This window comes from Saccharothrix tamanrassetensis, from assembly GCF_014203665.1.
GTDB classification, from domain to species: domain Bacteria; phylum Actinomycetota; class Actinomycetes; order Mycobacteriales; family Pseudonocardiaceae; genus Actinosynnema; species Actinosynnema tamanrassetense.
Genome location: NZ_JACHJN010000003.1, coordinates 391,194 through 417,468, shown reverse-complemented (window position 1 = coordinate 417,468; position 26,275 = coordinate 391,194). Strand labels below are relative to the sequence as shown.

Annotated in this window: 29 protein-coding genes; 4 read left to right on the top strand and 25 right to left on the bottom strand. The window is 71.7% G+C overall.

The features are described 5' to 3' along the window. Positions 1 to 53 precede the first annotated feature (53 nt). Positions 54 to 1,259: a winged helix-turn-helix domain-containing protein gene (locus FHS29_RS11100; RefSeq protein ID WP_184690488.1), complete on the bottom strand. Its 1,206-nt coding sequence runs from the start codon at positions 1,257 to 1,259 to the stop codon at positions 54 to 56. Between the two features lie 25 nt (positions 1,260 to 1,284). After that, complete coding sequence (locus FHS29_RS11095; RefSeq protein WP_184690487.1) at positions 1,285 to 2,136, bottom strand: EamA family transporter; 852 nt, start codon at positions 2,134 to 2,136, stop codon at positions 1,285 to 1,287. A 65-nt stretch (positions 2,137 to 2,201) separates the two neighbouring features. On the opposite strand from FHS29_RS11095, the gene FHS29_RS11090 reads away from it, so the two are divergent. Further along, entirely contained in the window at positions 2,202 to 2,747 is a 546-nt protein-coding gene (locus tag FHS29_RS11090; protein WP_184690486.1) for a GNAT family N-acetyltransferase, read from the top strand. 30 nt (positions 2,748 to 2,777) lie between these two features. Continuing rightward, the gene (locus FHS29_RS11085) at positions 2,778 to 3,278 is read left to right on the top strand and encodes a YqaA family protein (protein ID WP_184690855.1); all 501 of its coding nucleotides are present in this window, start codon (positions 2,778 to 2,780) and stop codon (positions 3,276 to 3,278) included. Here FHS29_RS11085 and FHS29_RS11080 read toward each other — a convergent pair. From FHS29_RS11080 to rimP, 20 genes are all read right to left on the bottom strand, one after another. After that, entirely contained in the window at positions 3,275 to 3,598 is a 324-nt protein-coding gene (locus FHS29_RS11080) for a PRC-barrel domain-containing protein (protein ID WP_184690485.1), read from the bottom strand. The genes FHS29_RS11085 and FHS29_RS11080 overlap by 4 nt on opposite strands. A 238-nt stretch (positions 3,599 to 3,836) precedes the next feature. Next, positions 3,837 to 4,292 (bottom strand): tetratricopeptide repeat protein, encoded by a 456-nt coding sequence (locus FHS29_RS11075; RefSeq protein WP_184690484.1) that lies wholly within the window; start codon positions 4,290 to 4,292, stop codon positions 3,837 to 3,839. Further along, positions 4,289 to 5,089, bottom strand: a complete 801-nt coding sequence (gene dapB, locus FHS29_RS11070) for a 4-hydroxy-tetrahydrodipicolinate reductase (protein WP_184690483.1) — start codon at positions 5,087 to 5,089, stop codon at positions 4,289 to 4,291. The genes FHS29_RS11075 and dapB overlap by 4 nt, the downstream gene beginning before the upstream one ends. Beyond that, positions 5,086 to 6,390, bottom strand: coding sequence for a M16 family metallopeptidase (locus FHS29_RS11065; protein ID WP_184690854.1), 1,305 nt, complete (start codon positions 6,388 to 6,390; stop codon positions 5,086 to 5,088). The genes dapB and FHS29_RS11065 overlap by 4 nt, the downstream gene beginning before the upstream one ends. Positions 6,391 to 6,499: 109 nt before the next feature. Beyond that, positions 6,500 to 8,758: a polyribonucleotide nucleotidyltransferase gene (locus tag FHS29_RS11060; protein WP_184690482.1), complete on the bottom strand. Its 2,259-nt coding sequence runs from the start codon at positions 8,756 to 8,758 to the stop codon at positions 6,500 to 6,502. 256 nt (positions 8,759 to 9,014) lie between these two features. Further along, a complete protein-coding gene (rpsO, locus tag FHS29_RS11055; RefSeq protein WP_184690481.1) occupies positions 9,015 to 9,284 on the bottom strand; it encodes a 30S ribosomal protein S15 in 270 nt (89 codons plus the stop codon). Between the two features lie 121 nt (positions 9,285 to 9,405). Next, a complete protein-coding gene (locus tag FHS29_RS11050) occupies positions 9,406 to 9,855 on the bottom strand; it encodes a 2'-5' RNA ligase family protein (RefSeq protein ID WP_184690480.1) in 450 nt (149 codons plus the stop codon). Between the two features lie 14 nt (positions 9,856 to 9,869). Next, positions 9,870 to 10,355: a helix-turn-helix domain-containing protein gene (locus tag FHS29_RS11045; protein ID WP_184690853.1), complete on the bottom strand. Its 486-nt coding sequence runs from the start codon at positions 10,353 to 10,355 to the stop codon at positions 9,870 to 9,872. Positions 10,356 to 10,448: 93 nt separating this feature from the next. Next, on the bottom strand, positions 10,449 to 11,387 hold the full coding sequence (locus FHS29_RS11040; protein WP_184690479.1) for a bifunctional riboflavin kinase/FAD synthetase: 939 nt from the start codon (positions 11,385 to 11,387) through the stop codon (positions 10,449 to 10,451). A 109-nt stretch (positions 11,388 to 11,496) separates the two neighbouring features. After that, a complete protein-coding gene (locus tag FHS29_RS11035) occupies positions 11,497 to 11,874 on the bottom strand; it encodes a hypothetical protein (protein WP_184690478.1) in 378 nt (125 codons plus the stop codon). Between the two features lie 16 nt (positions 11,875 to 11,890). Beyond that, on the bottom strand, positions 11,891 to 12,787 hold the full coding sequence (gene truB, locus FHS29_RS11030; protein ID WP_184690477.1) for a tRNA pseudouridine(55) synthase TruB: 897 nt from the start codon (positions 12,785 to 12,787) through the stop codon (positions 11,891 to 11,893). A gap of 11 nt (positions 12,788 to 12,798) precedes the next feature. Next, positions 12,799 to 14,118, bottom strand: coding sequence for an MFS transporter (locus tag FHS29_RS11025; RefSeq protein WP_376774406.1), 1,320 nt, complete (start codon positions 14,116 to 14,118; stop codon positions 12,799 to 12,801). Positions 14,119 to 14,202: 84 nt separating this feature from the next. Beyond that, positions 14,203 to 15,501 carry an MATE family efflux transporter gene (locus tag FHS29_RS11020; protein ID WP_184690475.1) on the bottom strand — a complete coding sequence of 433 codons (1,299 nt, stop codon included), beginning with the start codon at positions 15,499 to 15,501 and terminating at the stop codon, positions 14,203 to 14,205. A gap of 262 nt (positions 15,502 to 15,763) precedes the next feature. Then, positions 15,764 to 16,750 carry a DHH family phosphoesterase gene (locus FHS29_RS11015; protein ID WP_184690474.1) on the bottom strand — a complete coding sequence of 329 codons (987 nt, stop codon included), beginning with the start codon at positions 16,748 to 16,750 and terminating at the stop codon, positions 15,764 to 15,766. A 10-nt stretch (positions 16,751 to 16,760) separates the two neighbouring features. Continuing rightward, positions 16,761 to 17,210: a 30S ribosome-binding factor RbfA gene (gene rbfA / locus FHS29_RS11010; protein WP_184690473.1), complete on the bottom strand. Its 450-nt coding sequence runs from the start codon at positions 17,208 to 17,210 to the stop codon at positions 16,761 to 16,763. Positions 17,211 to 17,254: 44 nt separating this feature from the next. Then, positions 17,255 to 17,551 carry a DUF503 domain-containing protein gene (locus tag FHS29_RS11005; RefSeq protein WP_184690472.1) on the bottom strand — a complete coding sequence of 99 codons (297 nt, stop codon included), beginning with the start codon at positions 17,549 to 17,551 and terminating at the stop codon, positions 17,255 to 17,257. Positions 17,552 to 17,620: 69 nt separating this feature from the next. Beyond that, positions 17,621 to 20,698, bottom strand: coding sequence for a translation initiation factor IF-2 (infB, locus tag FHS29_RS11000; RefSeq protein WP_184690471.1), 3,078 nt, complete (start codon positions 20,696 to 20,698; stop codon positions 17,621 to 17,623). An 87-nt stretch (positions 20,699 to 20,785) separates the two neighbouring features. After that, positions 20,786 to 21,025, bottom strand: a complete 240-nt coding sequence (locus FHS29_RS10995; protein ID WP_446689062.1) for a YlxR family protein — start codon at positions 21,023 to 21,025, stop codon at positions 20,786 to 20,788. Between the two features lie 127 nt (positions 21,026 to 21,152). Beyond that, on the bottom strand, positions 21,153 to 22,175 hold the full coding sequence (gene nusA / locus FHS29_RS10990; RefSeq protein WP_184690469.1) for a transcription termination factor NusA: 1,023 nt from the start codon (positions 22,173 to 22,175) through the stop codon (positions 21,153 to 21,155). After that, positions 22,172 to 22,705, bottom strand: a complete 534-nt coding sequence (gene rimP / locus FHS29_RS10985; RefSeq protein ID WP_184690468.1) for a ribosome maturation factor RimP — start codon at positions 22,703 to 22,705, stop codon at positions 22,172 to 22,174. Before rimP ends, nusA begins: the two co-directional genes overlap by 4 nt. Before the next feature lie 143 nt (positions 22,706 to 22,848). Between rimP and FHS29_RS10980 the strand changes: the two genes are divergently transcribed. Further along, the gene (locus FHS29_RS10980; protein ID WP_312864862.1) at positions 22,849 to 23,298 is read left to right on the top strand and encodes a hypothetical protein; all 450 of its coding nucleotides are present in this window, start codon (positions 22,849 to 22,851) and stop codon (positions 23,296 to 23,298) included. Continuing rightward, complete coding sequence (locus FHS29_RS10975) at positions 23,295 to 23,723, top strand: ferritin-like domain-containing protein (RefSeq protein ID WP_246440161.1); 429 nt, start codon at positions 23,295 to 23,297, stop codon at positions 23,721 to 23,723. The genes FHS29_RS10980 and FHS29_RS10975 overlap by 4 nt, the downstream gene beginning before the upstream one ends. Positions 23,724 to 23,860: 137 nt before the next feature. Here FHS29_RS10975 and FHS29_RS10970 read toward each other — a convergent pair whose 3' ends face one another. The 3 genes from FHS29_RS10970 to FHS29_RS10960 all read right to left on the bottom strand — a co-directional run bounded on the left by FHS29_RS10970 (position 23,861) and on the right by FHS29_RS10960 (position 26,272). Further along, positions 23,861 to 24,421, bottom strand: a complete 561-nt coding sequence (locus FHS29_RS10970; protein ID WP_184690466.1) for a hypothetical protein — start codon at positions 24,419 to 24,421, stop codon at positions 23,861 to 23,863. 301 nt (positions 24,422 to 24,722) lie between these two features. Next, entirely contained in the window at positions 24,723 to 25,733 is a 1,011-nt protein-coding gene (locus FHS29_RS10965; RefSeq protein WP_184690465.1) for an aminotransferase class V-fold PLP-dependent enzyme, read from the bottom strand. Between the two features lie 62 nt (positions 25,734 to 25,795). After that, positions 25,796 to 26,272, bottom strand: a complete 477-nt coding sequence (locus tag FHS29_RS10960; protein WP_184690464.1) for a DUF4442 domain-containing protein — start codon at positions 26,270 to 26,272, stop codon at positions 25,796 to 25,798. Between the last annotated feature and the right edge of the window lie 3 nt (positions 26,273 to 26,275).

The window sequence follows — 26,275 nt, the reverse complement described above, 5'->3', positions numbered from 1 at the left end:
ACCTGCGGCGTGCGCACCGCCGACGCGCGCGCCGCGGGGCTCAGCCGCCGCCGTCAGCGCACCACCGCCTGCAACGCGGGCGCCAGGTCGCCGCGCGGGGTGACCTGGACCGCTTCCAGTCCCAGCCAGTCGGCCATGTGGCGCAACTCGGCGGCCAGCTCCACCGCGACCCGACCGTGGTCGGTGTCCGGCTCCGAGTGGGCCGACTGCACCCGCAGCACACCTGCCGCGCGGTCGGCCTTCAGGTCGACGCGGCCGACCAGCCGACCGTCCAGCAGGAACGGGAAGACGTAGTAGCCGTGCACCCGCTTCGCTTCCGGGACGTAGATCTCGATGCGGTAGTGGAAGTCGAAGATCCGCTCGGTCCTGGCACGCTCCCAGATCAGCGGGTCGAACGGGCACAGCAGCGCCCGGCCGGTGACGGTCCGGGGAACCCGCGCGTCGACGTGCCGGTACGCCGGGGCCGGCCAGCCGTGGACCTGGACCGGTTCCAGGACGCCCTCCTCCACCAGTTCCCGGACCGCCTGTTGGCTGCGCGCCGGCGCCAAGCGGTAGTAGTCGCGCAGGTCCGGCTCGGTGGCCACGCCCAGCGCGGTGGCCGCACGGGTCACCAGTTCGCGGGCGCCTTCCTCGGCGGACACGCGACGGGCCAGGACCTCGGGCGGCAGCACGCGTTCGGTGAGGTCGTAGAGGCGTTCGAAGCCCCGGCGGGTACCGGTCGTCAACGCGCCCGCACCGAACAGGTACTCGCAGATCGTCTTGACCTCGGACCAGTTCCAGCCCCAGTGGTCCTTGTTGCGGGGACCGCCCCCGGCCAGTGCCTTCTCGATCGCGCCCGCCCCCACCGGACCCAGTTCCTTCACCACCGCCAGGATGTCCTCCACCAGCTGCGGCTCGCGTTCGGCGGTCGCCGCGTGGTTGTGCCACCAGCCGCGCCTCTTCGCACCCGAGTGGAACAGCGGCCAGTCCTCCACGGGCACCAGGCTGGCCTCGTGCGCCCAGTACTCGACCAGCAGCCGGGGCTTGCGGGAGCTGTGCGACCACGCGGCGTCGTCCACCAGCGACGGCGCATAGGCCCCGAGCCGGCTGAACACCGGCATGTAGTGCGCGCGCACGGCGACGTTGACCGAGTCGAGCTGGAGCAGCCGGATGCGCGACAACACCCGCTGGAGGTGCCGCCTGGTCGGCGGCGCGGCCGGCCGCGGGTCGGCGAACCCCTGGGCGCCCAGCGCGATCCGGCGGGCGACGTCTGCGCTCATCTTCTGCACGGTCGGATACTCCCACTCAGGTACGACAATTCCGCTCCGCCCGGACCACCAGGACCACCGCCAGGACCACCAGCAGACCGCCGACCAGTTGGAACGGGCCGAACCGCTCCCCCGCCAGCCACAGGCCCAGCACCACGGCGATCACCGGGTTGACGTACGCGTAGGTCGCCACCGTCGACACGGGCAACTGCCCCAGCACGTACACGTACGCGCTGAACGCCAGCAGCGACCCGAACACCACCAGGTAGCCCCAAGCCCACCACGACGACGCAGACACCTCGGACAGCACCACGTGCTCCCCGGCGAACACGCCGACCAACGTCAACGCGACCCCACCGGTGACCATCTCCACCGCCGACATCGCGAACGGGTCGGCGGAAGGCAGACGTCCGCTCAGGTACGACCCCAGCGCCCACCCGAACGCCGCCAACAGCACCAGCCACGGCCCCCACCACGTCGAACCGCCCACGTCGTCCAGCAGCAGCACGGCCAACCCGACCATGCCGAGCACCACGCCCGCGTACGTGACGACAGGGGGCCGATCACCGCCGATGCGGCGGAGCAGCACGACGTACAGCGGCACGGACGCGACCAGGAGCGCCGCGAGCCCCGACGGCACGGACTGCTGCGCCACCACCACGAGACCGTTGCCCCACGCGGGCAGCAGCAGGCCGATCAACACGGCGGTCCCGAACTGGGGCCACGTCATGCGCATCCGGCCGCGTAAGAACAGCGCGAGGATCAGACCGGCCGTCACGAACCGCGCACCCGCCGACAGCAGCGGGGGCATGGTCTCGATGGAGAACCGGATCCCGAGGTACGTGGAGCCCCACACCACGTACACGACGCCCAACGCAGCCCAACGCATACCACCCACGCTTTCACGGGACACCCGTCCGGATCACGTGGGTTTCGGCCACTAGGGTGCCCACCATGGCCGACGCCGCTGTGCGCACCGCGAATTCCGATGACGTGCCGGACATCGCCCGGATCCACCGGGAGACCTGGCGCACCGCGTACCGGCACCTGCTGCCGGAGGAAGTGCTGGCGGGCTTGGGCGACACCACCCAGGCCTGGGCCGAAGCCGTGGCGGACGGGCAGGTGTTCGTCGCCACGGAGGGCTCGTTCCTGGTCGGGTTCTGCGTGGCCGGGCGAGCGCCCGAGGCGGAGGTGGCCCGCGCCGACGGCACCCTGCCCGCGGACGCCGCGACCACCGCGCTGCTCAGCGTCCTGGTCGAGCCCCGGTGGGGTCGGCGGGGCCACGGCGGGCGGTTGCTGGCGACCGCCGCGCAAGCGTTGCGGGACAACGGGAACACGCGTGGGATCGCGTGGATCCCGGAGGCGGACAAGGCTTCCGGCGGCTTCTACGGGAAGGCCGGGTGGGAGAGCGACGGCACGGTGCGGACGCTGGACGCCGGCGGCCGGCCATTGCGCGAAATCAGGGTTTCCGGGGGGTTGACCCTACTGCTGGAGGCCTGAGCGGTTGCTAGCCTCGAACGGGTGTGGGCACTGCTGGGGTGGCTCGGCCTGACGTTCGGAGTGGCGTTCGGGTCCGCGATCATCCCCCTCATCAGCATCGAGGTCTTCGTCATCGGCCTCGTCACGCAGCAACCGCACATCTCGTGGTGGTGGATCGGGCTGGCCGTGGCGGTGGGCCAGGTGCTGGGCAAGATGTTCTACTTCCTGGCCGCGCGCGGCGACTGGCACCTGCCGGCGTGGCTGAAGCGCGAGGAGAAGCGGGCGAAGCCGCTGACCCCGTTCCGGGCCAGGTGGAAGACCCGCCTGGAGCGGGTGCGCGACCGCTGCCACCGGCACCCGCACTGGATGTTCGGCACGCACGCGGTGAGCTCCGTGGTGGGCGTGCCGCCGTTCATGTTCACCACGGTGCTGGCCGGGCTCGCGGGCATGTCGTCGTGGCTGTTCATCACCACCGGGATGATCGGCCGGTTCGCCCGGTTCAGCGTGCTCGCCGCGTCACCGGCCCTGATGACGGGCTGGCTGCTGCACTAACCGCGCTCGTGCCGCACGAGGCGTTGCGCCGGCACGGTGAGCCCGTAGTGGTCGTGCAGCTCGACGTGCTCCACTTCGGACAGTTCCGCGCCGACCCTGGGCGCTTCTTCGATCTCCTGCTTGGCGACCGGCACGACCAGCCTGCGGTCACGCACCTGCGCACCCCGGATGGGCACGAGGGTGGTGGCGTCGTCGGTGCGCACCGCCGCCCACAGCGGACGGCCGTCGTCCAGCCACAACTCCGCCACCGGGCCGATGCGCTCGCCGTACCGGTCGAGCAGGTCGCAGTCGTACAGGAGGTCCACCGCTGTTCGGTCCATGCCCGTCCGAGTACCCGAACGGAGCAGTCGAGGCACCCGGATCCACCCGGACGAGTGAGGCGTATCGCCTAGCCGAGGGCGAGGGCCGCGCCGAACGCGGTGACGATGACCAGGAAGGCGATGGTGAGCCGCAGATTCTGGCAGGTGTTCGACACAGCTCCACGGTATCGGCGTGCTACCGGACAATCCAAGGCAGGAGGCTGTTAATACCGGATGAACTGTGTCTCACTCGAATGCTTCACACGTGATTCTTCGACGCTTGGAATAGCTCGATCGCCTTCCGCATGGTCTCCCGCGCCCGGCCCCGGTCCCCCGCCAGGTCGTAGGCCTGGGCCAGCAGGAACCAGTGCCGCCAGTCCTCCGGCGCGGCCTCCACCTCGGCCCGCCGCCGGTCGAACCAGGCGTCCGCGGCCTCCCGGTCCACCCGCCCCGACGGCCGGCGCGGCAGCTCCGACGTGTCCGACAACCGACCCTCGTCCGCGAGCTGCCGGGCCATCCGCTCGGTGACGAACCCGAACCGCAGGTTCGTCCACGCGATCCACGCCCCGATCAGCGGCAGCACCAGCACACCGACGCCCAGGCCGATGCCGACCGGGTCGCCGGTGCCGAGCAGGATTACCGCCCGCCCGCCGAGCAGCACGAAGTACACCGCGAGCGCAGCGGTGATCAGGAACGCGGTGGTGCGGGTCTTCACAGGTCCATGTACTTGTCGAGCCCCACCGACAGACCGGGGTGGGCGGAGATCGAGCGCACCGCCAGCAGCACGCCCGGCATGAACGACTTGCGGTCCAGCGAGTCGTGCCGCAGGGTCAGCGTCTCGCCCTCGGTGCCGAACACGACCTCCTGGTGCGCGATCAGGCCCGCCACCCGCAGCGAGTGCACCCGCACGTCGCCCACCAGCGCGCCACGCGCACCCGGCGCCTCCTGGGTGGTCGCGTCGGGCATCGCCGACATGCCGGCCGCCTCCCGGGCCTGCGAGATCAGCCGGGCGGTGTGCGCGGCCGTGCCGGACGGGGCGTCCACCTTGCGCGGGTGGTGCAGCTCGATGACCTCGGCCGAGTCGTAGTAGCGGGCCGCCAGCTCGGCGAACCGCATCGACAGCACCGCGCCGATGGCGAAGTTCGGGGCCACCAGCACGCCCAGCGCCGGCTTGGGCTCCAGCCACTCCGCGACCGTCGACAGCCGCTGCGCGTCGAAGCCGGACGTGCCGACCACCGCGTGGATGTCGTTGTCCACGCAGAACCGGATGTTGTCCATCACGACCTCGGGGCTGGTGAAGTCGACCACGACCTCCGCGCCCGCGTCGGACAGGTTGAACAGCCAGTCACCCGCGTCCACCATGGCGACGACTTCCATGTCCTCGGCCGCTTCCACGGCGCGGACGACCTCCGCGCCCATGCGGCCACGCGCGCCGATCACGCCCACGCGGACCGGTTCGGCGGGAGACCGGCCCGCCGGGTCGAGCGGGGGCTCGGGAGAACGCTGAGTCAAGAGATCACCTCGTGCACCTCGGGCGGCAAGTCGTCGGCGTGAGCGTAAGGGCCGACCACGGCGGCGGCGACGGGACGTCGCAGCAGCTCGCGGGCCAGCGCGGCCACGTCGTCCGCGGTGACCTCGTCGATGCGCGCCAAGGTCTGCTCCACGGACAGGTAGTCGCCGTAGTTCAGCTCGCCCTTGCCGATCCGCGACATGCGCGAACTGGTGTCCTCCAGGCCCAGCACCAGACCGCCGCGCAGCTGGCCCTTGCCGCGCGCGACCTCCGCGTCGGACAGACCTCCCGACGCCACCACGGAGAGCACCTCGCGCACCACGCCGGCCACGTCGCCGAGCCGGTCCGGCTGGCAGCCCGCGTACACCGACCACGTGCCGGTGTCCGCGTACAGGCCCACCGACGAGTACACCTGGTACGCCAGCCCGCGCCGTTCCCGGACCTCCTGGAACAGCCGGGAACTCATGCCACCGCCCAGTGCCGCGTTCAGCACGTTCAGCGCGAACCGGCGCTCGTCGTGCCGGTCCAGCGCCCGCACGCCCAGCATCAGGTGCGCCTGCTCGGTGTCGTCGGTGTGCAGCACCAGCTTCCGCGCGGCGGGGATCCGGGCACGGCCCACCCGCGGCGCGACCGGCGAGCCGGTGCGACCCAGCCGTGCGCCGATCTGCTTGCGCGCCAACCGCATCACGTGGTTGTGGTCCACGTTGCCCGCCACCGCCAGCACCATCCGGGGCAGCGTGTAGCGGCGCTTGTAGAACCCGAACAGAGCCGCGCGGTCCATGTCCCGGATGGACTTCTCGGTGCCCAGCACGGAACGCCCCAGCGGGTGCTCGCCGAGCATCGCGTCCAGGAACGCGTCGTGCAGCAGGTCTTCCGGGTCGTCGTCGCGCATGGCGATCTCTTCCAGCACGACACCGCGTTCGGTCTCGAAGTCGCGCTGCTCGCACAGGGCCTCGAACACCACGTCGCACACCAGGTCCAGCGCCAGCGGCAGGTCCTCGTCCAGCACGTGCGCGTAGTAGCAGGTGTGCTCCTTGGCGGTGAACGCGTTCAGCTCGCCGCCCACCGCGTCGATCTCCTCGGCGATGTCCGCCGCCGTGCGGTTCGCGGTGCCCTTGAACAGCAGGTGCTCCAGGTAGTGCGCGGCGCCCGCGACCTCGGCCCGCTCGTCGCGCGAGCCGACCTGCACCCACAGCCCGACCGACGCCGACCGCACGCCGGGGATCTGCTCGGTGATCACCCGCAGGCCGGACGGCAGCACGCTGCGGCGCACGTCCACGCCGGTCGCGCCCTGCTCCAGCACCCGGGTGCTGCCGGGCCGCTGGAGGTGCCCGAGCCTGGTGTTGAGCGGACGGCCGCGAGTGCCAGGAGCACTCGCGGCCGTCCCGTTGACGCTCGCGGTCACCGTGCCGTCACTGCGCCGACGACTCGGCCGGCACGGCGTCCTGGGCCTCGGCCGGAGCCGGGTCCTGCGCCGGTGCGGCCGCCTCGTCCTCGTTGACCAGGACCAGGCTGATCTTGCCGCGCTGGTCGATGTCGGCGATCTCCACCCGGAGCTTGTCGCCCACCTTGACGACGTCCTCCACCTTGGCGATGCGCTTGCCGTTGCCCAGCTTGGAGATGTGGATCAGGCCGTCCTTGCCGGGCAGCAGCGAGACGAACGCGCCGAACGCCGCGGTCTTCACCACGGTGCCCAGGAACCGCTCGCCCACCTTCGGCAGCTGCGGGTTGGCGATGGCGTTGATCATGTCGATCGCCGCCTCGGCCGACGGGCCGTCCGCCGCACCGACGTAGATCGTGCCGTCGTCCTCGATCGAGATGTCCGCGCCGGTCTGCTCGGTGATCGAGTTGATCATCTTGCCCTTCGGCCCGATCACCTCGCCGATCTTGTCGGTCGGGATCTTCACCGAGGTCACCCGAGGCGCGAACGGGCTCATCTCGTCCGGGCGGTCGATGGCCTCGGCCATCACCTCCAGGATGGTCAGGCGGGCGTCGCGGGCCTGGCCCAGCGCCGCGCCCAGCACGTCGGACGGGATGCCGTCGAGCTTGGTGTCCAGCTGGAGCGCGGTCACGAACTCCTTGGTGCCGGCGACCTTGAAGTCCATGTCGCCGAACGCGTCCTCGGCGCCCAGGATGTCGGTCAGCGCGACGTACTCCGTCTTGCCGTCGACCTCGTCGGACACCAGGCCCATCGCGATGCCCGAGACCGGCGCCTTGAGCGGCACGCCGGCGTTGAGCAGCGACATGGTGGACGCGCAGACCGAGCCCATCGAGGTGGAGCCGTTGGAGCTCAGCGCCTCGGAGACCTGGCGGATCGCGTACGGGAACTCGTCCCGCTTGGGCAGCACGGGCATCAGCGCCCGCTCGGCCAGCGCGCCGTGGCCGATCTCGCGCCGCTTGGGCGAGCCCACGCGGCCGGTCTCGCCGGTGGAGAACGGCGGGAAGTTGTAGTGGTGCAGGTAGCGCTTGTGCGTCTCCGGCGACAGCGAGTCGATCTGCTGCTCCATGCGCAGCATGTTCAGCGTGGTGACACCCAGGATCTGGGTCTCGCCGCGCTCGAACAGCGCCGAGCCGTGCGCCCGCGGGATCAGCTCGACCTCGGCGGACAGCGACCGGATCTCGGTCAGGCCGCGGCCGTCGATGCGGACCTTGTCGCGCAGGATGCGCTGCCGCACCAGCTTCTTGGTCAGCGAGCGGAACGCCGCGCCGACCTCCTTCTCCCGGCCCTCGAACTGCGCGGCCAGCTGCTCCAGCACCGACGCCTTGACCTCGTCGATGCGGGACTCGCGCTCCTGCTTGCCCGCGATGCCCAGCGCCTGCGCCAGGTCCGCCGCACCGGCCTGCTCGACCGCCGCGAACGCGTCGTCCTGGTAGGCCGGGTAGGTCGGGAACTCGCCGGTCGCCTTGGCGGCGTGCGCGGCCAGCTCGGCCTGCGCGTCGCACAGCGACTTGATGAACGGCTTGGCCGCTTCCAGGCCCGCCGCCACGACCTCTTCGGTCGGCGCCTGCGCGCCCTCGGCGACCAGGTCGATCACGCGCTCGGTGGCCTCGGCCTCGACCATCATGATCGCGACGTCGTCGCCGTCCGGCGAGGACACCACACGGCCGGCGACCACCATGTCGAACACGGCCTTCTCCAGCTGCTCGTGGGTCGGGAACGCCACCCACTGGCCCTCGATCAGGGCCACCCGGACGCCGCCGATGGGGCCGGAGAACGGCAGGCCCGCGAGCTGCGTGGACGCGGACGCGGCGTTGATCGCCACCACGTCGTACAGGTCGGCCGGGTTCAGGCTCATCACCGTGATGACGACCTGGATCTCGTTGCGCAGACCGTCCACGAAGGACGGGCGCAGCGGGCGGTCGATCAGCCGGCAGGTCAGGATCGCGTCGGTCGACGGCCGGCCTTCGCGGCGGAAGAACGAGCCGGGGATGCGGCCCGCGGCGTACATGCGCTCCTCGACGTCCACCGTGAGGGGGAAGAAGTCGAAGTGCTCCTTCGGGTGCTTGGACGCCGTCGTCGCCGACAGCAGCATCGTCTCGTCGTCCAGGTAGGCGACGACCGAACCCGCCGCCTGGCGGGCCAGCCTGCCGGTCTCGAACCGGATGGTGCGGGTGCCGAACCGACCGTTGTCGATCACGGCTGAAGTCTCGTGGACCTCGAATTCCGTCATGTGCTTCAAAACTCCTCGTCATGCGGGCCGCAGCGCGGGCGGGCGCGGGGTCGCGGGCCGGACGAGGCCGGTCTTCGATCGAAGTCCCCTGGGATTCGGATCGGCCAGGGGGCCACTACCGAGGACCGGCGAACTGTCGTCGCCGTTGCGCCGCGCTGGTGCGTGCGTCCCTCGTCTTTGTTCCGTTGTGTTGCGTGTGTTGCGTGTGTTGCGCCGAGGGGGAGCGACCGGTCCGGTCACTCCCCCTCGGCGGCTGTCACCTGCGCAGACCCAGTCGCGAGATCAGCGACCGGTAGCGCTGGATGTCCACCTTCTGGAGGTAGTTGAGCAGCCGGCGGCGACGACCGACCAGCAGCAGCAGACCACGACGCGAGTGGTGGTCGTGCTTGTGCTGCTTGAGGTGCTCGGTCAGGTCGGCGATGCGCTTGCTCAGCAGCGCGACCTGCGCCTCGGCCGAACCGGTGTCCGTGTCGTGGACGCCGTACTCGGTCAGGATGGTCTTCTTCTGCTCGGTGGTCAGTGCCACGTTCCCGCTACTCCTTGTACCTGGGATGTTCCGTGCGGCCCCCGTCACCGGGGGTAGACGGTCATGGCCGCCACGGACCGCAGCCAGACCCAACTGTCGAGGTTACCAGTAGTCGACGCGGCTAGTCGTTCGGCGTGCTCAAGGGCACCCGGTCGAGCACCCGGTAGCCCGCCGACGGGTCGCTGCCCACCAGCGCGACCTCGGTGACGGTCCACTCGCGACCGGTGAACCCGACGTGCGGCCAACGGACCCGGCGCCGGCGCGAGCGGGCGACCGTCAGATGTGGACGCCAACGCTCGTCGGCCCCCGCCAGCCGGGCCAGCGGGTGCAGCGGGCCGTCGACGCCGATCCAGAGAACGCCGGGGAACGTGCCGGAGCCGGTCAGCCGGAGCGTCGGCGCGGTCGCGTCCCGCAGCGCCTCCAGCCGGCCGTCGGGCACCGCGTCGTCACCGTGGAAGCAGAGCGTGATGTGCCAGCGACCCGGCGTGCTCCACTTCAGGTCCGGGTGGGCGGCGCGCAGCGGGCGCAGGGCCTCGTCGAGTTCGGCGACCACCGGCGCGGGCGGGAACACGCCCGTGAACAGCCTCAGGAGTCCCGACCCTTGCCCGCGCGGCGCAGCAGGTCCGCCAGCGCCGGGAAGTCCTCGCCCAGCATGTCGGCCGCCTGGGACAGCTCGCGCCGGTCCGCGATGCGGCGCAGGAACGGGAACACGGTGGCCTCGTCGTCCGTGCCGTTCACCGGCAGCGAGTCGCGGCTCACCGTCGGCCTGGACTCGCGCACCTCCTCCAGCGCGCGCTGCAGCGCCTCCGGCGCGCCGGTCGCCACGTCCGGGGTGAGCACCTTGCGCTCCAGCATGATCATCCGGGCGAGCACGGAGGGGTTGCCGATCTTGGCGCGGCGCCCGCTCATCACCTGGCTGAGCATCGGGGCGCTGATCCCCAGCACGTCGGCGAGCTGCGCCTGGGACACCCTGAAGGCGACCACCAACCGGCGCACCCGGTCCCCCAAGGGCTCCCCGTACCACTCGCGCTGCAACGCGAGGTTGCGCTGGACGATCTTGTGGTCCTCCACCTTCGCCTCTCCCCTGACCGGCTTGGACGTGTCAGGCATCTTGCCAGGTAAGTGGCCCCGCCATGGGGTGTTCCACCCAGGTGGTTCAACGCGTCACGCGTCGTCCAGCGGCAGGATGTCCCGCGTTTCCGCGACGTCCCGGTGCATCTGGTCCAGCAGCCCGTCGACGCTGTCGAACTTCTCCATGCCGCGCAGCCGCTCCACGAAGTCCAGCCCGACCCGCTGGCCGTAGAAGTCCTCGTCCACGTCCAGCACGAACGCCTCCACCCGCCGTTCCCGGCCGGAGAAGGTCGGGTTCGTGCCGACGGACACCGCGGCCCGCAGCCTGCGCCCGCTCGAGTGGATGAACCAGCACGCGTAGACGCCGTCGGCGGGCACGGCGGCGAACCGCGTGGTCGAGAGGTTGGCGGTGGGGAAGCCGAGCTCCTTGCCGCGCCCGTCCCCGCGCACCACGATGCCTTCCAGCCGGTGCGGCCGGCCCAGCGCCTGCGCGGCGGCCTTCACGTCCCCGGCGTCGATGCACGCCCGGATGTAGGTCGACGAGTACGTCACGCCGTCGTCGGTCACCAGATCCGCCCCTTCGGTCCCGAACCCGAACCGCTGTCCCAGCGCGCGCAACAGGTCGACGTTGCCGGCCGCCTTGCTGCCGAAGGTGAAGTTCTGCCCGACCACGACCGCGGCCACGTGCAGCCGGTCGACCAGGACCTCGTGCACGAACTCGTCGGCGGGCATCCGCGACACCTCGACCGTGAAGGGGATGACGCAGAACACGTCGACCCCCAGCTCCTCCACCAGCTCGGCGCGTCGGCGGAGGCTGGTCAGCTGGGCGGGGTGGCTGCCGGGTCGGACGACCTCGGACGGGTGCGGGTCGAACGTCACGAGGACGGACGGCACCCCCTTCGCCGCGGCCAGCCCGACAGCCCGGCCGATGAGCGCCTGGTGCCCCCGGTGCACCCCGTCGAACACCCCGATAGTCACCACGCACCGACCCCAACCACCGGGCAGGTGCTCCAGCCCACGCCACCGTTGCACGGGGTGCAGCCTACGTGGACCGGTCCCGGCCGCCGGAGCTGGGCGAGCCGCCCGATCCCGCCCCACCTGCCCCGTCCCCGGCCGGCACCGCATTCCCGCGGTCCGGTGGTCACTGCCCCCGGTCGTGGCGGATGTCCCGTCCCGCCTGGTGGATCGTGCCGCCCTCGTGGGCGGTGGCGTTCTGGTTGATCGTGGGGCCCGAGTGGAGGGTGACGGAGCCCAGCGTGCCCGCCTGGACGACGCCGCCGTGCACCGTGCCGGTGACGCTGTTGTGCACACCGGCGGCCCTGGCCGGTTCCGGCTGCTGCTGGTGGCGCTTCCGCTCCGAGCGCTGCGCGGCCAGGCCGACGACGACGCCGATCGCGGTGAGCACGACCACGCCGCCCCACGTCCAGGGGTTGCCGCCCTGGTCCGTGGCCAGGTTGACGGCGACCCCGGTCGCCGAGGTGACCACGCCGGCCGCGGTCGGCCACACCCATCTCGCCATGACACCCACGGTAGGCCTATCCGGCCGGCGTGAGAACCACCAGCGGTTTGGCGATGGGGCCCTCGTCCTTGGCCAGGGCGACGACGTGGCCGTCCGGGCCGAAGACGCCGTAGGTCCCGTCCAGGCCGCCGGCCGCGAGGCGTTGGCCGTGGGACAGGGCGATGGCCTCGCGCGGGGCGATCTCGCGGCGGGGGAAGGCCTTGGTGACGGCCTCGTCCAGGTTCAGCGACAGGCCGGGCGACTCCTCCAGCTGCGCCAGCGTCTTCGCCACGCGCAGGTCGAACGGGCCGACGCGGGTGCGGCGCAGGGCTGCCAGGTGGCCGCCGACACCGAGGTCCGCGCCCAGGTCGCGGGCCAGCGCGCGGACGTACGTGCCGGACGAGCACTCCACCATCACGTCGAGTTCGACCGCGGCGTCCTCGCGGCGGATCGACAGCACGTCGAACCGGTGCACGGTCACCGGGCGGGCCGGAATCTCGACCGCCTCGCCGTCGCGGACCCGGGCGTAGGCGCGCTTACCGTCGATCTTCACCGCGCTGACCGCGCTCGGCACCTGCTGGATCGGCCCGGTGAGCCGCGCGACGCCCGCCCGGATCGCGTCCTCCGCCACCCCGGACGCGTCCGAAGTGGACAGCACCTCGCCCTCGGCGTCGTCGGTGGTGGTGGACGAGCCGAGCCGGATGGTGGACAGGTAGGCCTTGCTGTCCAGCGCCAGGTGCCCGAGCAGCTTCGTCGCCCGCTCCACCCCCAGCACCAGCACACCGGTCGCCATGGGATCGAGGGTGCCCGCGTGACCGACCTTCCGGGTACCGAGGATGCGGCGGACCTTCGCCACCACGTCGTGGGACGTCATGCCGTCCGGCTTGTCTACGACGACCAGACCTGGCTGCACAGCGGGAGTTGATGCGGACACGACCGGGTATCCTAGGCCTCCGCGAGAACGTCCCAGCGCCGGCGACGCAACTGCACCGGCACCCGCTCCCCGCGCTCCTCCGCGGCGAACACCGCGGCCCGCGCCCGGCGCCACCACACGGCCGTCCGCCACACGCCCAGCACGAGCACGGAAACCACGGCCAGGAAAGCGATCCGGTACGCCTGCGCGGCCGGCAGCCCGTCGACCAGGTCCAGCAGCACACCGACGGCCAGCGCCGTGAACGTGATCGCCGCGAAGCCACCGACGTTCGCCACACCGGTGGCCGTGCTCACCCGGTGCAACGGGTTGTAGTCGCGCACCAGCGCGAACGCCACGCCGGACGCCGGACCACCCACCGCGAGCACCCCGAACACCACGTACAGCAAGGCGGGCGGCAGCACACCGCCCGGCCACCCGAGCAGCACCGCCCAGCACACCAGGGCGGCGGCGAGGTACCAGCCGACGATCGGCATCCGCCACTCCGGCCGGCCCGCCATCACCGCGCCGGTGATCGGTCCGGCGACGATCCCCACCACCACGAGCAGGCTCAGCACCGCCGACGCGTCCGGCCGGCTCATGCCCTGCGCCTCCACCAGGTACGGGAAGCCCCACAGCAGCCCGAGCAACGCGGGCGTCGACATGGACGCGAAGTGCACCCAGAACCCGAGCCGGGTGCCCGGCACCCGCCAGGCCACCGCGACCCGCTTCGCCACCGTGCGCAGCGGCACGGCATCGGCAGGCGGCTGCGGCACGCCGTCGGGCACCTCGCGCACCCGCCAGGCGACGATCCCCGAGTACAGGGCCGTCGCCGCGCCCGCGATCAGGAACGTGGCGGTCCACCCGGCGTTCTGGAGCAGCAAGGTCAACGGCAGGGTGGCCACCAGGTTGCCCGCGCCGCCCAGCGCGGCGGACAGCGACATCACGACCGTGAACCTGCGCGGCGGGAAGTGGGCGGCGGCCAGGCGCAGCACGCTCACCCAGGTCATGGCGTCACCGACGCCGAGCACCGCCCGTGCGGCCAGCCCCAACGGGTACGACGAGGCCAGCGCGAACATCAGCTGGCCGACACCCATCAGCAGCGCGGCGGCGGTGAGCACCCGACGCGGCCCGAACCGGTCGACCAGCAGGCCGGTGGGGATCTGCATCATGGCGTAGAGGCCGATCTGGAGCACCGTGAACGTGCCCAGCGCGGCAGGACCGACGTCGAACCGGTCGGCGGCCTCCAGCCCGGCGACGCCGAGCGACGTGCGGTGGAACAGGGCGGCGAGGTAGACGACGACGGCGGTGGACCAGATCAGCCACGCCTGCTTCGTGGCACGATCGACCGGCAAGGCAGAACTCCTCGTGTTTCCGTGCGGCGGCACTCCGTCCATCGGAAACACTTGCCTATTGTTAACGATTCCGGTACGTGCGCCTCACCACACCACGCCCACCCGTGCCCACCTGCCCGAACGCGTTCTCACCAGCAGCGTGACCAACCGCAGCACCATGAACGCGGACAGTCCCGACCAGATGCCGACCAGCCCCCAGCCGAACGCCAGCGAGGCCCACACCAGCGGCAGGAAGCCCACCGCCGCCGACACCAGCGTCGCGGTGCGCAGGAACCCGGCGTCCCCGGCACCGAGCAGCACCCCGTCGAGCGCGAACACCACACCCGCGATCGGTTGCAGGACCACGAAGAACCACCAAGCGTGCGGCACCTCGCCGAGCACCAGCGGATCGCTGGTGAACAACGGCGGGATCACCCCGGCGAGCGCCGCGAACACCGCCCCGAGCAGCACCCCGAACCCGAGTCCGTAACCGGTGATCTGCCACGCGAAGCGCTTGGCCTCCTCCTGCCGGTGGGCACCCAGCGCCTGGCCGACGATCGCCTGCGCGGCAATGGCCAACGAGTCCAGCACCAGGGCCAGGAACGTCCACAGCTGCAACACGATCTGGTGCGCACCCACCGCCGCCACCGACGTGCGCGCGGCCACCGAGGCGGCGGAGATGAAGCAGGCCTGGAACGCCAGGCTGCGCAACACCAGGTCCCGCCCGAGCCCGAGCTGCGCCCGCATCAGCTTCGGCTGCGGCTTGAGCGCCACGTCCTCGGCGAACAACGCCCGGAAGAACAACCCGGCGGACAACACCTGGGCCACCACGTTGGCAACAGCACTGCCCTCCAACCCCCACCCGGCCACGTGCACCAGGAGTGGACAGAGCACAGCCGACAGCCCGTTGCCCAACAACACGTACCCCAAGGGCCGAACCGTGTCCTCGACCCCGCGCATCCACCCGTTGCCCGCCATCGTGACCAACACGAACGGCGCCCCGAACAACGCGATCCGCAACCAGGCAACAGCCTGGTCGGCCACCTCACCGCCGGCCAGCAGGTGAGCGGCAGGCGCGGCGAGCAACTGCCCGACCACGATCACCACCAGCCCGACGGCCAGCGCCAACCAAGTGGCCTGCACACCCTCCTGGACCGCGTCCGCACGACGGCCGGCCCCGAACAACCGGGCAGTCCGGGCCGTCGTGCCGTAGGAGAGGAACGTCAACTGGGTGGCGACCTGGGTGAACAACACCCCGCCCAACGCCAACCCGGCGAGCGGCAAGGCCCCCAGGTGCCCGACCACAGCGGTGTCGACCAACACGTACAACGGCTCGGCAGCAAGAACCCCCAGCGCGGGCACCGCCAACCCCAACACCCGCTTCGCCGGCACCCGCGATCCCACGCCCGCCCCTCCCGCCCCGACAACTCAAGGGCCGGTCAGAGCAGCCCCCCGCTCCAACCTCTCACGAACCACCGACATTCCGACAACCACCCGGCGCCTCACGCCCTGACACACAGCGTGCTTGCATCTTCCAAGCTTTGGCGTTATGAGATCCCTGGCGGCCTGCCCATCCGGCGAGGACTCTTTTCAGCTTTTCAGCGGCAGCGGTCCGCGACATGCGCGCCACCCCACGCACCCCGGCCTCACCCCGAGCACCCAGACCTCAACCCCGCGCAACCGTCTCCAGCGCATCCCGCAACCGGCCCACCACACCCGCAGCGTCACCCTCGGCCGTGAACCCGGCCGCCAACCGATGCCCACCCCCGCCGAGCAACTGCGCGACCTCGCGCACGTCAACCCGGCTCACCGCACGCAAGGACACCGACCAGTACGACGGCCGCAACTCCTTCAGCACCGCCGCCACCTCGGCCTCGGCAGTGGTCCGAACGAGGTCCACCACGCTCTCGACCTCCTCCGGACGCAACCCCGCCGCATCCTCCAAGGTCACGACAGCGTGCACGAACCCCATCCCGCCAGCCGCCGAGCGGTCCAACGACGCCCGCGCCAGGACCTTCGCCAACATGGCCAGGTACTCGAAGGGGTGCGAGTCCATCAAGGGCCGGGCGACGGCCTCCGCGTCCACCCCGGCCGCCAACAGCCGAGCCGCCACCTCGTGCGTAGCGGCACTGGCGTGCCGGAACGACCGGGTGTCCGTCACCAACCCGGCATAGATGCACCGCGCGACGGGCTCGTCCAGCTCGACACCCAGCTCGTCCAGCAACCGCAGGACCACCAGCGCGGTCGCCTCGGCCGCCGGGTCGACCACGTTCACGGTCCCGAAGCCGGGGTTGGACACGTGGTGGTCCAGCACCACCACGGTCCCCGCCGTCCGCACCCGGTCCGCCAACGGCCCGAGCCGCCCCACCGACCCCGTGTCCAGCGCCACCAACACCTCCGGCGCCGCGGGCACCTCACCCGCCGGCACCAGCAGCCCGGCCACGTCGAGGTCCCGCAGCGTCTCGGGCACGGAAGCGGGTGCCCCGAAGGACACCCGCACGTCCTTGCCGAGCCGCTGCAGGACCAAACCCAGGGCCAGCGCACTGCCCAGCGCGTCCGCGTCCGGGTTCACGTGGGCCAGCAGGGTCACGTCGGAGGCGGCGGTCAGGGCGGTGGCTGCGGCCGTCAGCGCGGCGCTCAGGTCGTTGGACACGTCCGGAACGCTAGTCCGCTTTTTCCGCTTCACGCGGAGGCTTGTACGGGTCCGGCTCACCCGCCGGTTCGGCACCCGACGCGATGCGGGCCACCTCGGCGTCCGCCTCCCGGGCGCGCTCCAGCAGCTCGTCCATCCGCCGGGCCTCGTCGGGCACGGTGTCGGTGACGAACGTCAGGGTCGGGGTGAACCGGACGCCGGTCTGCTGGCCCACCATCGTGCGCAGCACGCCCTTGGCCTTCTCCAGCGCCGCTGCGGCGCCCACCAAGTCCGGCTCGGCGTCCAGCTTCTCGCCCAGCACCGTGTAGTAGACCGTCGCGTCGTGCAGGTCACCGGTCACTCGCGTGTCGGTGATCGTCACCCGCGCCAGGCGCGGGTCCTTCACCTGGTGCTCCAGCGCGGAGGCCACGATCTGCGAGATCCGCTTGGCCAGCTTGCGCGCCCGTGCCTGGTCGGCCACGGCGCTCCCTCCTCCGTACTCGCCAGCCGCCTCTTGCGGCGGCCTCAGTCGTCCTCCGGCCCGACCAGCCTGTGGCGGGCGGAGAGCAGTTCCAGTTCGGGACGGCCGGCCACCAGTCGCTCGCAGGCGAACAGGACGTCCCTGACATGCTCGGCGTCGGCGGCCACCGCCGCCACTCCGATCAGCGCGCGGCGGTGCAGGTCGAGGTGACCCGCTTCCGCCGCGGAAACCTCGAACCTCCGGCGCAGTTCCGCCACCACGGGCTTCACCGCGGACCGCTTCTGCTTCAACGAGTGGACGTCGCCGAGCAGCACGTCCAGCTCAAGGGCACCCACGTACAAGTGTCATCACCATGGGGTAGGAGGGGGCCGCCGCCACGACAGCGACGGCCCCCGGTGTCCGAAGACGATCTACGCGCGCGGCTTCTCGCGCATCTCGAACGTCTCGATGACGTCGCCGACCTTGAGGTCGGCGTAGTTGCCGAGCGTCAGGCCGCACTCGAAGCCCTCGCGGACCTCGGTCGCGTCGTCCTTGAACCGCCGCAGCGAGCTGATCGGCAGGTTCTCCTGGACCACGTTGTTGTCGCGCAGCAGGCGGGCCCGCGCGTTGCGGCGGATCTCGCCCGACAGCACCATGCAACCCGCGATCGTGCCGACCTTGGAGGACTTGAAGACCTCGCGGACCTCCGCGCGGCCCAGCTGGACCTCTTCGTACTCCGGCTTGAGCATGCCCTTGAGGGCCTGCTCGATCTCGTCGATCGCCTGGTAGATCACCGTGTAGTAGCGGACGTCCACGCCCTCGCGGTTCGCGAGTTCGGTCGCCTTGCCCTCGGCCCGGACGTTGAAGCCCAGGACGATCGCGCTACCGGCGACGGCCAGGTTGATGTCGCCTTCGGTGATGCCACCGACACCGCGGTGGATGACCCGCAGCTCGACGTCGTCGCCGACCTCGATCTTCATCAGCGCGTCTTCCAGCGCCTCGACGGTACCGGAGTTGTCGCCCTTGATGATCAGGGTGAGGGCGCTGGTCTCCTTCAGCGCGGCGTCCAGGTCCTCCAGGCTCACGCGCTTGCGCCGCGCCGCGTTGGCGGCGTTGCGGGTGCGGGCCTGGCGGCGCTCGGCGATCTGCCTGGCCACCCGGTCCTCGTCGACCACGAGGAACGAGTCACCGGCGCCGGGCACCGAGGTCAGACCGATGACCTGGACCGGACGGGACGGCGTCGCCTCGGTGACGTCGTCGCCGTGCTCGTCCACCATGCGGCGGACGCGGCCGTAGGCGTCGCCGGCGACGATCGAGTCGCCGACCCGCAGCGTGCCGCGCTGCACCAGCACCGTGGCGACCGGACCGCGACCGCGGTCCAGGTGCGCCTCGATCGCGACGCCCTGGGCCTCCATGTCGGGGTTGGCCCGCAGGTCCAGCGACGCGTCGGCGGTCAGCAGGATCGCCTCCAGCAGCCCGTCGATGTTGACGGCCTGCTTCGCCGAGATGTCGACGAACATGGTGTCGCCGCCGTACTCCTCGGCGACCAGCCCGTACTCGGTGAGCTGCTGGCGGATCTTGGCGGGGTTGGCCCCCTCCTTGTCGATCTTGTTGACCGCGACCACGATCGGCGCGTTGGCCGCCTGGGCGTGGTTGATCGCCTCCACCGTCTGCGGCATCACGCCGTCGTCGGCCGCCACCACGATGACCGCGATGTCGGTCGAGTTCGCACCGCGGGCGCGCATGGCGGTGAACGCCTCGTGGCCCGGGGTGTCGATGAAGGTGATGAGGCGCGGGTTGCCCTCCAGCTCGGTCCGCACCTGGTAGGCGCCGATGTGCTGGGTGATGCCGCCGGCCTCGCCCTCCGCGACCTTCGCCTTGCGGATGGTGTCCAGCAGGCGCGTCTTGCCGTGGTCGACGTGACCCATGACGGTCACCACCGGCGGGCGGATCTGGAGGTCGTCCTCGTCACCGGCGTCCTCGCCGTAGGTGATGTCGAACGTCTCCAGCAGCTCGCGGTCCTCTTCCTCCGGGGACACGACCTGCACGTTGTAGTTCATCTCGGAGCCGAGCAGCTCCAGGATCTCGTCGGACACCGACTGGGTCGCGGTGACCATCTCGCCGAGGTGGAACAGCACCTGCACCAGCGAAGCCGGGTTGGCGTTGATCTTGTCGGCGAAGTCGGTCAGCGAGGCGCCGCGCGGCAGCCGGATGGCCTCGCCGTTGCCCTTGGGCAGGCGGACGCCACCGACCGACGGCGCCTGCATGTTGTCCATGTACTCCTGGCGCTTCTGGCGCTTGGACTTGCGACCGCGACGCGCCGGACCACCGGGACGGCCGAACGCGCCGGCCGCGCCACCGCGACCGCCGGGGCCACCGCCACCGGGACGGCCACCGCCGCCGCGGAAACCGCCACCACCGGCCGGGGCGCCACCGCCGCCACCGGGGCGGAAGCCGCCACCGCCGCCGCCACCGCCGCCACCGGGACCGCCGCGGAAACCGCCGCCACCGCCGCCGCCCCCACCGGGACCGCCGCGGAAGCCACCGCCACCGCCGCCACCGCCGGGACGACCGCCGCCGCCACCGGGGCCACGACCGCCACCGCCGGGACCGCCACCGGGACGGCCACCGCCGCCACCGCCGGGACCGGGCCGGTTGCCGGCCGGACGGCCGGGCATCATGCCCGGGTTCGGCCGGGGCGGCATGTTGCCGGGGTTGGGACGCGGGCCGCCGGGACCGCCGGAGCCACCCGGACGGGGGCCGGCCGGACGCGGGTCGCCGGGCTTGGGCGAGTTGCCGCGGTCACCGCGCTCGCCGCGCTCGGGACGGTCGCCCGGCGTGGCGGGACGCGGGGCCTGCGGACGCGGCGCGGGAGCGCCACCGCCGACACCGAACGGGTTGTTGCCCGGACGCGGCGGACGCGGACCGGCAGGCTTGGGGGACTGCGGGCGCGGCGGCACGACGGACGGGCTCTGCTGCTGGGCCGCCGCGGGCTGCTGCTGCGGCGCGCGGGGGCCGGGACGCGGACCGGCCGGCTTCGAGGCCTGCTGCGGCGCGGGGGCCGGAGCCGCCGCAGCCGCCGGAGCGGCCTGCGCGGCGGGTGCCGCCGGCTGGGGTGCCGGAGCCGCCGCCGGAGCGGGCTTCGAAACAGGCGCGGGAGCCGGGGCCGGGGCCGCCGGAGCGGGCTTCGGCGCGACCGGCTTGGGGCCGGGCACCGGACGCGGGCCGGGCTTGCCGACCGGGCCGGAGGGCTTCGCGTCGGACTTCGCACCGTCCGCCGGCGCGGAGGCCTGCGGCTGGGGCTTGGGGGGCGCCGGACGGGCGCCGGGCTTGGGCTTCGAGTCGGACTTCGACGCGTAGGCGTCCCTGAGCCGGCGGGCCACCGGGGCCTCGACGGTGCTGGACGCGGACTTCACGTACTCGCCCTGATCGGCGAGCTTGCTCAACAGTTCCTTGCTCGTGACGCCGAGCTCTTTGGCGAGCTCGTGCACGCGGGCCTTGCCTGCCACTGCACTCCTCTGGTGATGAGGCCGGCGGCTAGTCCCGTCGACCTCGTCTTAACGTCGCGCGTTCATGTCTTCAGCTTCACGGCTGACTCATGACGGGTCGACCTGCTTCCTTGCTTCGTGCGGGACGCGGGGCGATCCCGCGACCTGGTTCCCGAGTTGTTCGAGATGTCCGCGCAGACGTTCCACGTCGAGCGGCCCCGGAACCCGCAGGGCCCTCGGGAACGCCCTCCGCTTCTCGGCGTCGCGGAGACAGCCGGGATCGGGGTGCAGCCATGCACCCCGGCCGGGCAGTCGTCGGCGCGCGTCCGGGACCACGGTCCCGTCCACCGCCACCACGCGCAGCAACTCGGAGGGCGACGTCCGGACACGACATCCGATGCACGTGCGAACTGGGCTTTTGTGCGCGAAACCCGAATCCCGACGTCGAACCACTGAGAAGTCTATCTCCTGCCGCTCAATCAGCCGAACCGGATGTCGCCGCACCCGCCGGCGCGGCCCCACCGGCGTCCGCGTCGCTGCGGATGTCGATGCGCCAGCCGGTCAGCCGCGCGGCCAGCCGGGCGTTCTGGCCCTCCTTGCCGATGGCGAGGGAGAGCTGGAAGTCCGGCACGACCACGCGCGCCGTCTTGGCGCGTTCGTCGAGCACCCGCACGGAGACAACCTTGGCAGGTGACAGGGCATTCCCGACGAACGTGGCCGGGTCGTCGGAGTGGTCGATGATGTCGATCTTCTCACCGGCCAGCTCGCTCATCACGTTCCGGACGCGGGCGCCCATCGGGCCGATGCACGCGCCCTTGGCGTTGACGCCGGGCACCGACGACCGGACCGCGATCTTCGAACGGTGACCTGCCTCACGTGCCACCGCCGGGATCTCCACGGTGCCGTCGGCGATCTCCGGTACCTCCAGCGCGAACAGCCGGCGCACCAGGTTCGGGTGCGTGCGGGACAGCGTGATCTGCGGCCCGCGCGCGCCCCGTGACACACCCACGACGTAGCACTTGAGCCGCGAGCCGTGCTCGTACGCCTCACCGGGCACCTGCTCGGCGGGCGGCAGCACGCCTTCGGTGTCCCCTATCTGCACCACGACCATGCCCCGCGCGTTGGCGCGGGCGTCGCGCTGGACGACGCCGCCGACGATCTCGCCCTCCTTGGCCGAGAACTCGCCGAACGTCCGCTCGTGCTCGGCGTCCCGCAACCGCTGCAGGATCACCTGGCGCGCCGTGGTGGCCGCGATCCGGCCGAACCCCTCCGGCGTGTCGTCCCATTCCTCCGACACGGCCCCGTCCGGCCCCAGTTCCTGGGCCAGCACGCGCACCACACCGGTCTTGCGGTCGATCTCCACCCGCGAGTGCGAGTGGTGACCGTCGGTGTGCTTGTACGCGGTCAGAAGCGCGGTCTCGATGGCTTCCAGCACGGTGTCGAAGGGGATGTCCTTGTCCCGTTCGATCGCCCGCAGTGCGGCGATGTCGACGTTCACCCCGACTCCTCCTTCGATTCGTTCGAATGCGTGCCCTCCAGGAGCGCGAGCTCCTCGACGGGCGGCTGCTTGAACTCGACCTCGACCACGGCCCGCTCGACCGAGCGGTACTCGACCCGCCGCAACTCGCCCTTGACCAGCAGCACGACGCCGCTGTCGTCGGCGGCCCCGACCCGGCCGAACCACTCGACCTGGTCCGGCTGCTTGACCTTGACCAGCCGCAGCTTCGCCCGTTTCCAGTGGCGCGGCTTCGTCAACGGCCGGTCGGCGCCCGGCGAGGTGACCTCAAGCGTGTACGGGCCCGCGATGAGGTGCTCGTGCGCGTCGAGCGCGGCGGACACGGCGCGACTGGCCTGGGCGACCTCGTCCAGCCCGATCCCGTCGTCGCCGTCCACGACCACCTTCACCAGCCTGCGACGCCCAGCCGGGTTCACGTCGAGCGTTTCGAGGTCGAAGCCGATGGCCTCCACCGCTTCCCGCACGACGGGTGTTAGCTGCGCGGCGAGTTCTCCGCGCGGCGGGCTGGACACGTGGTGACTCCTTTCGGGTGCAGAAGGCACGGCAACCCCGGCCGACGCTGCACTCGCCGGCCGTTGGTCGCCCAGACTATCCCGTCCCGGCCGGCCCGCACGCCCCAGAGGCGACCACGGCCCCTCTGGCAGGATCGGCACACGTGATCGGAAGAACGGCGCTCAGCAGGCGCGGCGTGCTGTTGGCAGCGGCCACCGCCCCCCTGGCAGTAGCGTGCACCACACCCCCGCCCGCCCCACCGCCCCGCGACCCGCTGGCCGACCTGGTGGAGGCGGCCCGCGCGGACGCGGCCCTGGCCACCGCCGCAGGCGCCCCGGAAACAGCGGCGGCGAGAACCCGGCACGCCGACAAGCTCCAGGCCGAAGTCGACCGGGCCACCCCCAAGGTCCCCGGCACGTCCCCTTCCCCGACACCGGCACCGACGTCGTCGCCCGCGCCGCCCGCCAACCCGACCAGGGAGGCGTTGATCACGGCGTTGCAGGCGGCCCAGAAGCAGGCCGGGGACCTGGCCACCACGGTCCCGACCCACCGGGCGGGCCTGGTGGCCTCGGTGTCGGCCGGATGCGCGAGCCTGCTGGAGGCACTGTCATGAGCGTGGAAGCGGTGCAGGACGCCCTGGCGGCCGAGCACGCCGCGGTGTGGACTTATGGCCTGGTCAGCGCCTTCGTGGACCAGCAGGCGGCAGCCGTGGCGGATGGCGCCACAGCCCACCGTGCCCGCCGCGACACCACCGAACGCTGGCTGAGGGACAAGGGCGCCCAGCCGAAGCCCCCGGCCCCCGCCTACCTGCCACCCCAACCCGTGGACAGCGCGGCGTCCGCTATCGCGGCCCTGATCGCGGTCGAAACAGACGCCTGCGTCGCCTGGCGCGGCGTAGTGGAGCGCACAGACGACCAGGAGTTGCGCAAATCGGCCCTGGACGCCCTGACGACCTCCGCAATCCGAGCCACCAGATGGCGAAAGACCGCGGGCATCACGCCCTTGTCCATCGCCCTACCAGGCACAGCCGACGGCTGATCACACCCCCTGCGCCCCTCACACCCACCCACCAATGCTCAAGGACCTTCAAGCTCACAGAGCTTGAAGGTCCTCCCAGCATCCTTGGCGGCCTGCCCCGTCCGGCGAGGACGCTCTTCGCCCTCCACCCCGCCCACTCACGTCAACTCCGCCACCAACCGGAACGCATCCGCCGACACCCTCTTCATCAACGCGTTGTGCGCAGCCTCATCCGCCCCGTGCTGCACCGTGTCCGACTCGATGATGATCACGTCCCGGTCCTGCTGCTTGGCCGCGAACCCGCCAGACCCCAACGACCGCAACCCGGGCACCTGCACCGCCCCGTCCTTCACCAGGTCGTTGACGTTCCCGGTGCCGTCCCGACTGGTCAGCTCCTTCAACTTCGTCGCATCTTCCAGCGTCTTCATCCGCACCACTGACACGGACGTGTACACAGTTCGCCCATCCGGCGTAGTCGTCGTGAACAGCCCTCGCGTCAACTGCTGGCACGGCGTGTCCGTCAGGAACGTCTTCGTCTGCCCGTACGCGTGCGACGCGCACTGGCTGTCCTTCAGCGCCTCCGGCACCTGCGGTGACCGCGCGAACGTGAACTCCCCAGCCGCCGTGGACGTAGTAGGAGGTGTGGACGTCGGTGTCTCCTTCGGCATCACCGCCCACCACACCAACCCGGACACCACCGCCACCGCGAGCAGCCCCAACCCTTTGAGCAGCCATCCCCGCCGCTCGGCCCCGACCGGCCGAGACGCAGCAGCCGTCGGTGGTGGTGGTGGTGAACTCAACAGCGAATCAAGCTGCCCGATCTCCGACCGCCACAACGGCGCCGTATCCGTAGGCCCGGCCCCACCCGGCGCCCCAGGACCCCCAGGCCCCGGCAACCCGCCATGCACCCCACCCGGCCCCCGAGCCGGAGGCTGAGCCGGGACACGAGGTAACCGCTGCGTCACCTCTTCAGGTGATTCGGGAGGAACCGACACAATCAGTCACCGTAACGGACGACGGCTACCGCAGCGCTTCGAGCACGAGATCCACATCCTCCACCGTGTTGTACAGGTGGAACCCGAACCGCACCCGCCCCGCCCGCACCGACGACCGCACCCCCGCCGCCGCCAGCTTCTCCCCGGACCCCGCCGGCAGCTCCAGCGCCACGATCGCCGACCCCCGCGCCGGCAGCCCCAGCCCCGCCAACAACGAGTCCGCCAGCCCCACGTTGTGGTCCCGCACCGCCGCCAGGTCCAGCGAGGCCACGTACGGCAACGAAGCCGCCGCCCCGAACTGCGACAACCACACCGGCGAGATGTCCAGCCGCCGCGCGTCGCCGGCCAGCCTCAGCGGCAACCCGTACACCGTGGCCCACGGGTCCTCCCCGGCCCACCAGTTCGCCGAAACCGGCACCGCCCGCGCCAACCCGGCCGGCGAGCAGGCCAGCCAGGCGCACCCGCGCGGCGCCATGAGCCACTTGTACCCGGCCCCCACCACCCAGTCCGCCCACTCCAGCGACAGCGGCAGCCACCCCGCCGCCTGGGAGACGTCCAGCAGCACCGGCACCCCGGTGCCCCTCAACCCCTCCAGGTCGGCGATCCGCCCGTCCGCGGACTGGACCACGCTCACCGCCACCAGGTCGTGGCCGTCCACGGAGGACACCAGCGAGTCCAGCTCGACCTCGGTGACCTCCAACCCGCGTGCCGCGAAGGGGAACGTGAGCGACGTGAAGTCCCCTCGCGCCACCAGCACCCGAGCCCCGGCGGGCAACCCGGCGGCCACCGACGCCACCAGCTGCCCGACCGACGCCCCGATGGCGACCCGTTCGACCGGCACCCCGACCACCCGCCCGAACGCTTCCCGCGCGACGCCCACCACCGGATCGACGGCGGTCGGCGCGTCGGCGCCGGAACTCCACCGCCGGACGGCATCCGCGACCACCGCGGCGGCCGGAGCGGGCGGCACCCCGATCCCGGCGGTGTTCAGGTAGCCCGCGGGCACATCGAAAGCCGAACCGAACGCAGTACGCATGAGCTGAACCACTACCGCGCCCGCCCACCCAAGTCCACCCTTGGGCCGATGATTCTCAAACCTCAGACCTGAACGACACCGGTTTCATCCGGTGAGCCGGCCTTCAGACGCGCGTAAACCTGCTTCCGTACCCGCGCCACCACAGACCCGTCCTCGGCCACCACCTCCACCGGGAACCACAGCAGCGCCTTGCCGCCACCCGCCGCCTGCGAGCGCAGCTCCGCCAGGTGCTCATCGGTCAACCGGAACTCCGCGTACACGGTCCCCCGCCCCGGCCGCACGAACTCGATCTCGCCGGCCCGGTCCCACACCATGTGGTCACGGCCGAGGTGGCGCAGCACGAGCAGCATCCAGAACGGGTCGGTCATCGAGAACAGCGAGCCACCGAAGTGGGTGCCCACGTAGTTGCGGTTGTACCAGCGCAGTCGCATCCGCACCTTGGCGTACCGGTAGTCGTCGGAGATCGCCACGACCCGGATGCCCGCGAACAGGAAGGGCGGCCACAGGTTCATCCCCAGCCGCAGACGTGATGCCTTCATGCG

Excerpts from the sequence above, each read along its gene's own strand:
- FHS29_RS11100 (WP_184690488.1), bottom strand. The coding sequence starts at position 1,259 with ATGAGCGCAGACGTCGCCCGCCGGATCGCGCTGGGCGCCCAGGGGTTC.
- FHS29_RS11095 (WP_184690487.1), bottom strand. The coding sequence starts at position 2,136 with ATGCGTTGGGCTGCGTTGGGCGTCGTGTACGTGGTGTGGGGCTCCACG.
- FHS29_RS11090 (WP_184690486.1), top strand. The coding sequence starts at position 2,202 with ATGGCCGACGCCGCTGTGCGCACCGCGAATTCCGATGACGTGCCGGAC.
- FHS29_RS11080 (WP_184690485.1), bottom strand. The coding sequence starts at position 3,598 with ATGGACCGAACAGCGGTGGACCTCCTGTACGACTGCGACCTGCTCGAC.
- FHS29_RS11060 (WP_184690482.1), bottom strand. The coding sequence starts at position 8,758 with ATGACGGAATTCGAGGTCCACGAGACTTCAGCCGTGATCGACAACGGT.
- FHS29_RS11035 (WP_184690478.1), bottom strand. The coding sequence starts at position 11,874 with ATGGCGAGATGGGTGTGGCCGACCGCGGCCGGCGTGGTCACCTCGGCG.
- FHS29_RS10975 (WP_246440161.1), top strand. The coding sequence starts at position 23,295 with ATGAGCGTGGAAGCGGTGCAGGACGCCCTGGCGGCCGAGCACGCCGCG.
- FHS29_RS10965 (WP_184690465.1), bottom strand. The coding sequence starts at position 25,733 with ATGCGTACTGCGTTCGGTTCGGCTTTCGATGTGCCCGCGGGCTACCTG.
- FHS29_RS10960 (WP_184690464.1), bottom strand. The coding sequence starts at position 26,272 with ATGAAGGCATCACGTCTGCGGCTGGGGATGAACCTGTGGCCGCCCTTC.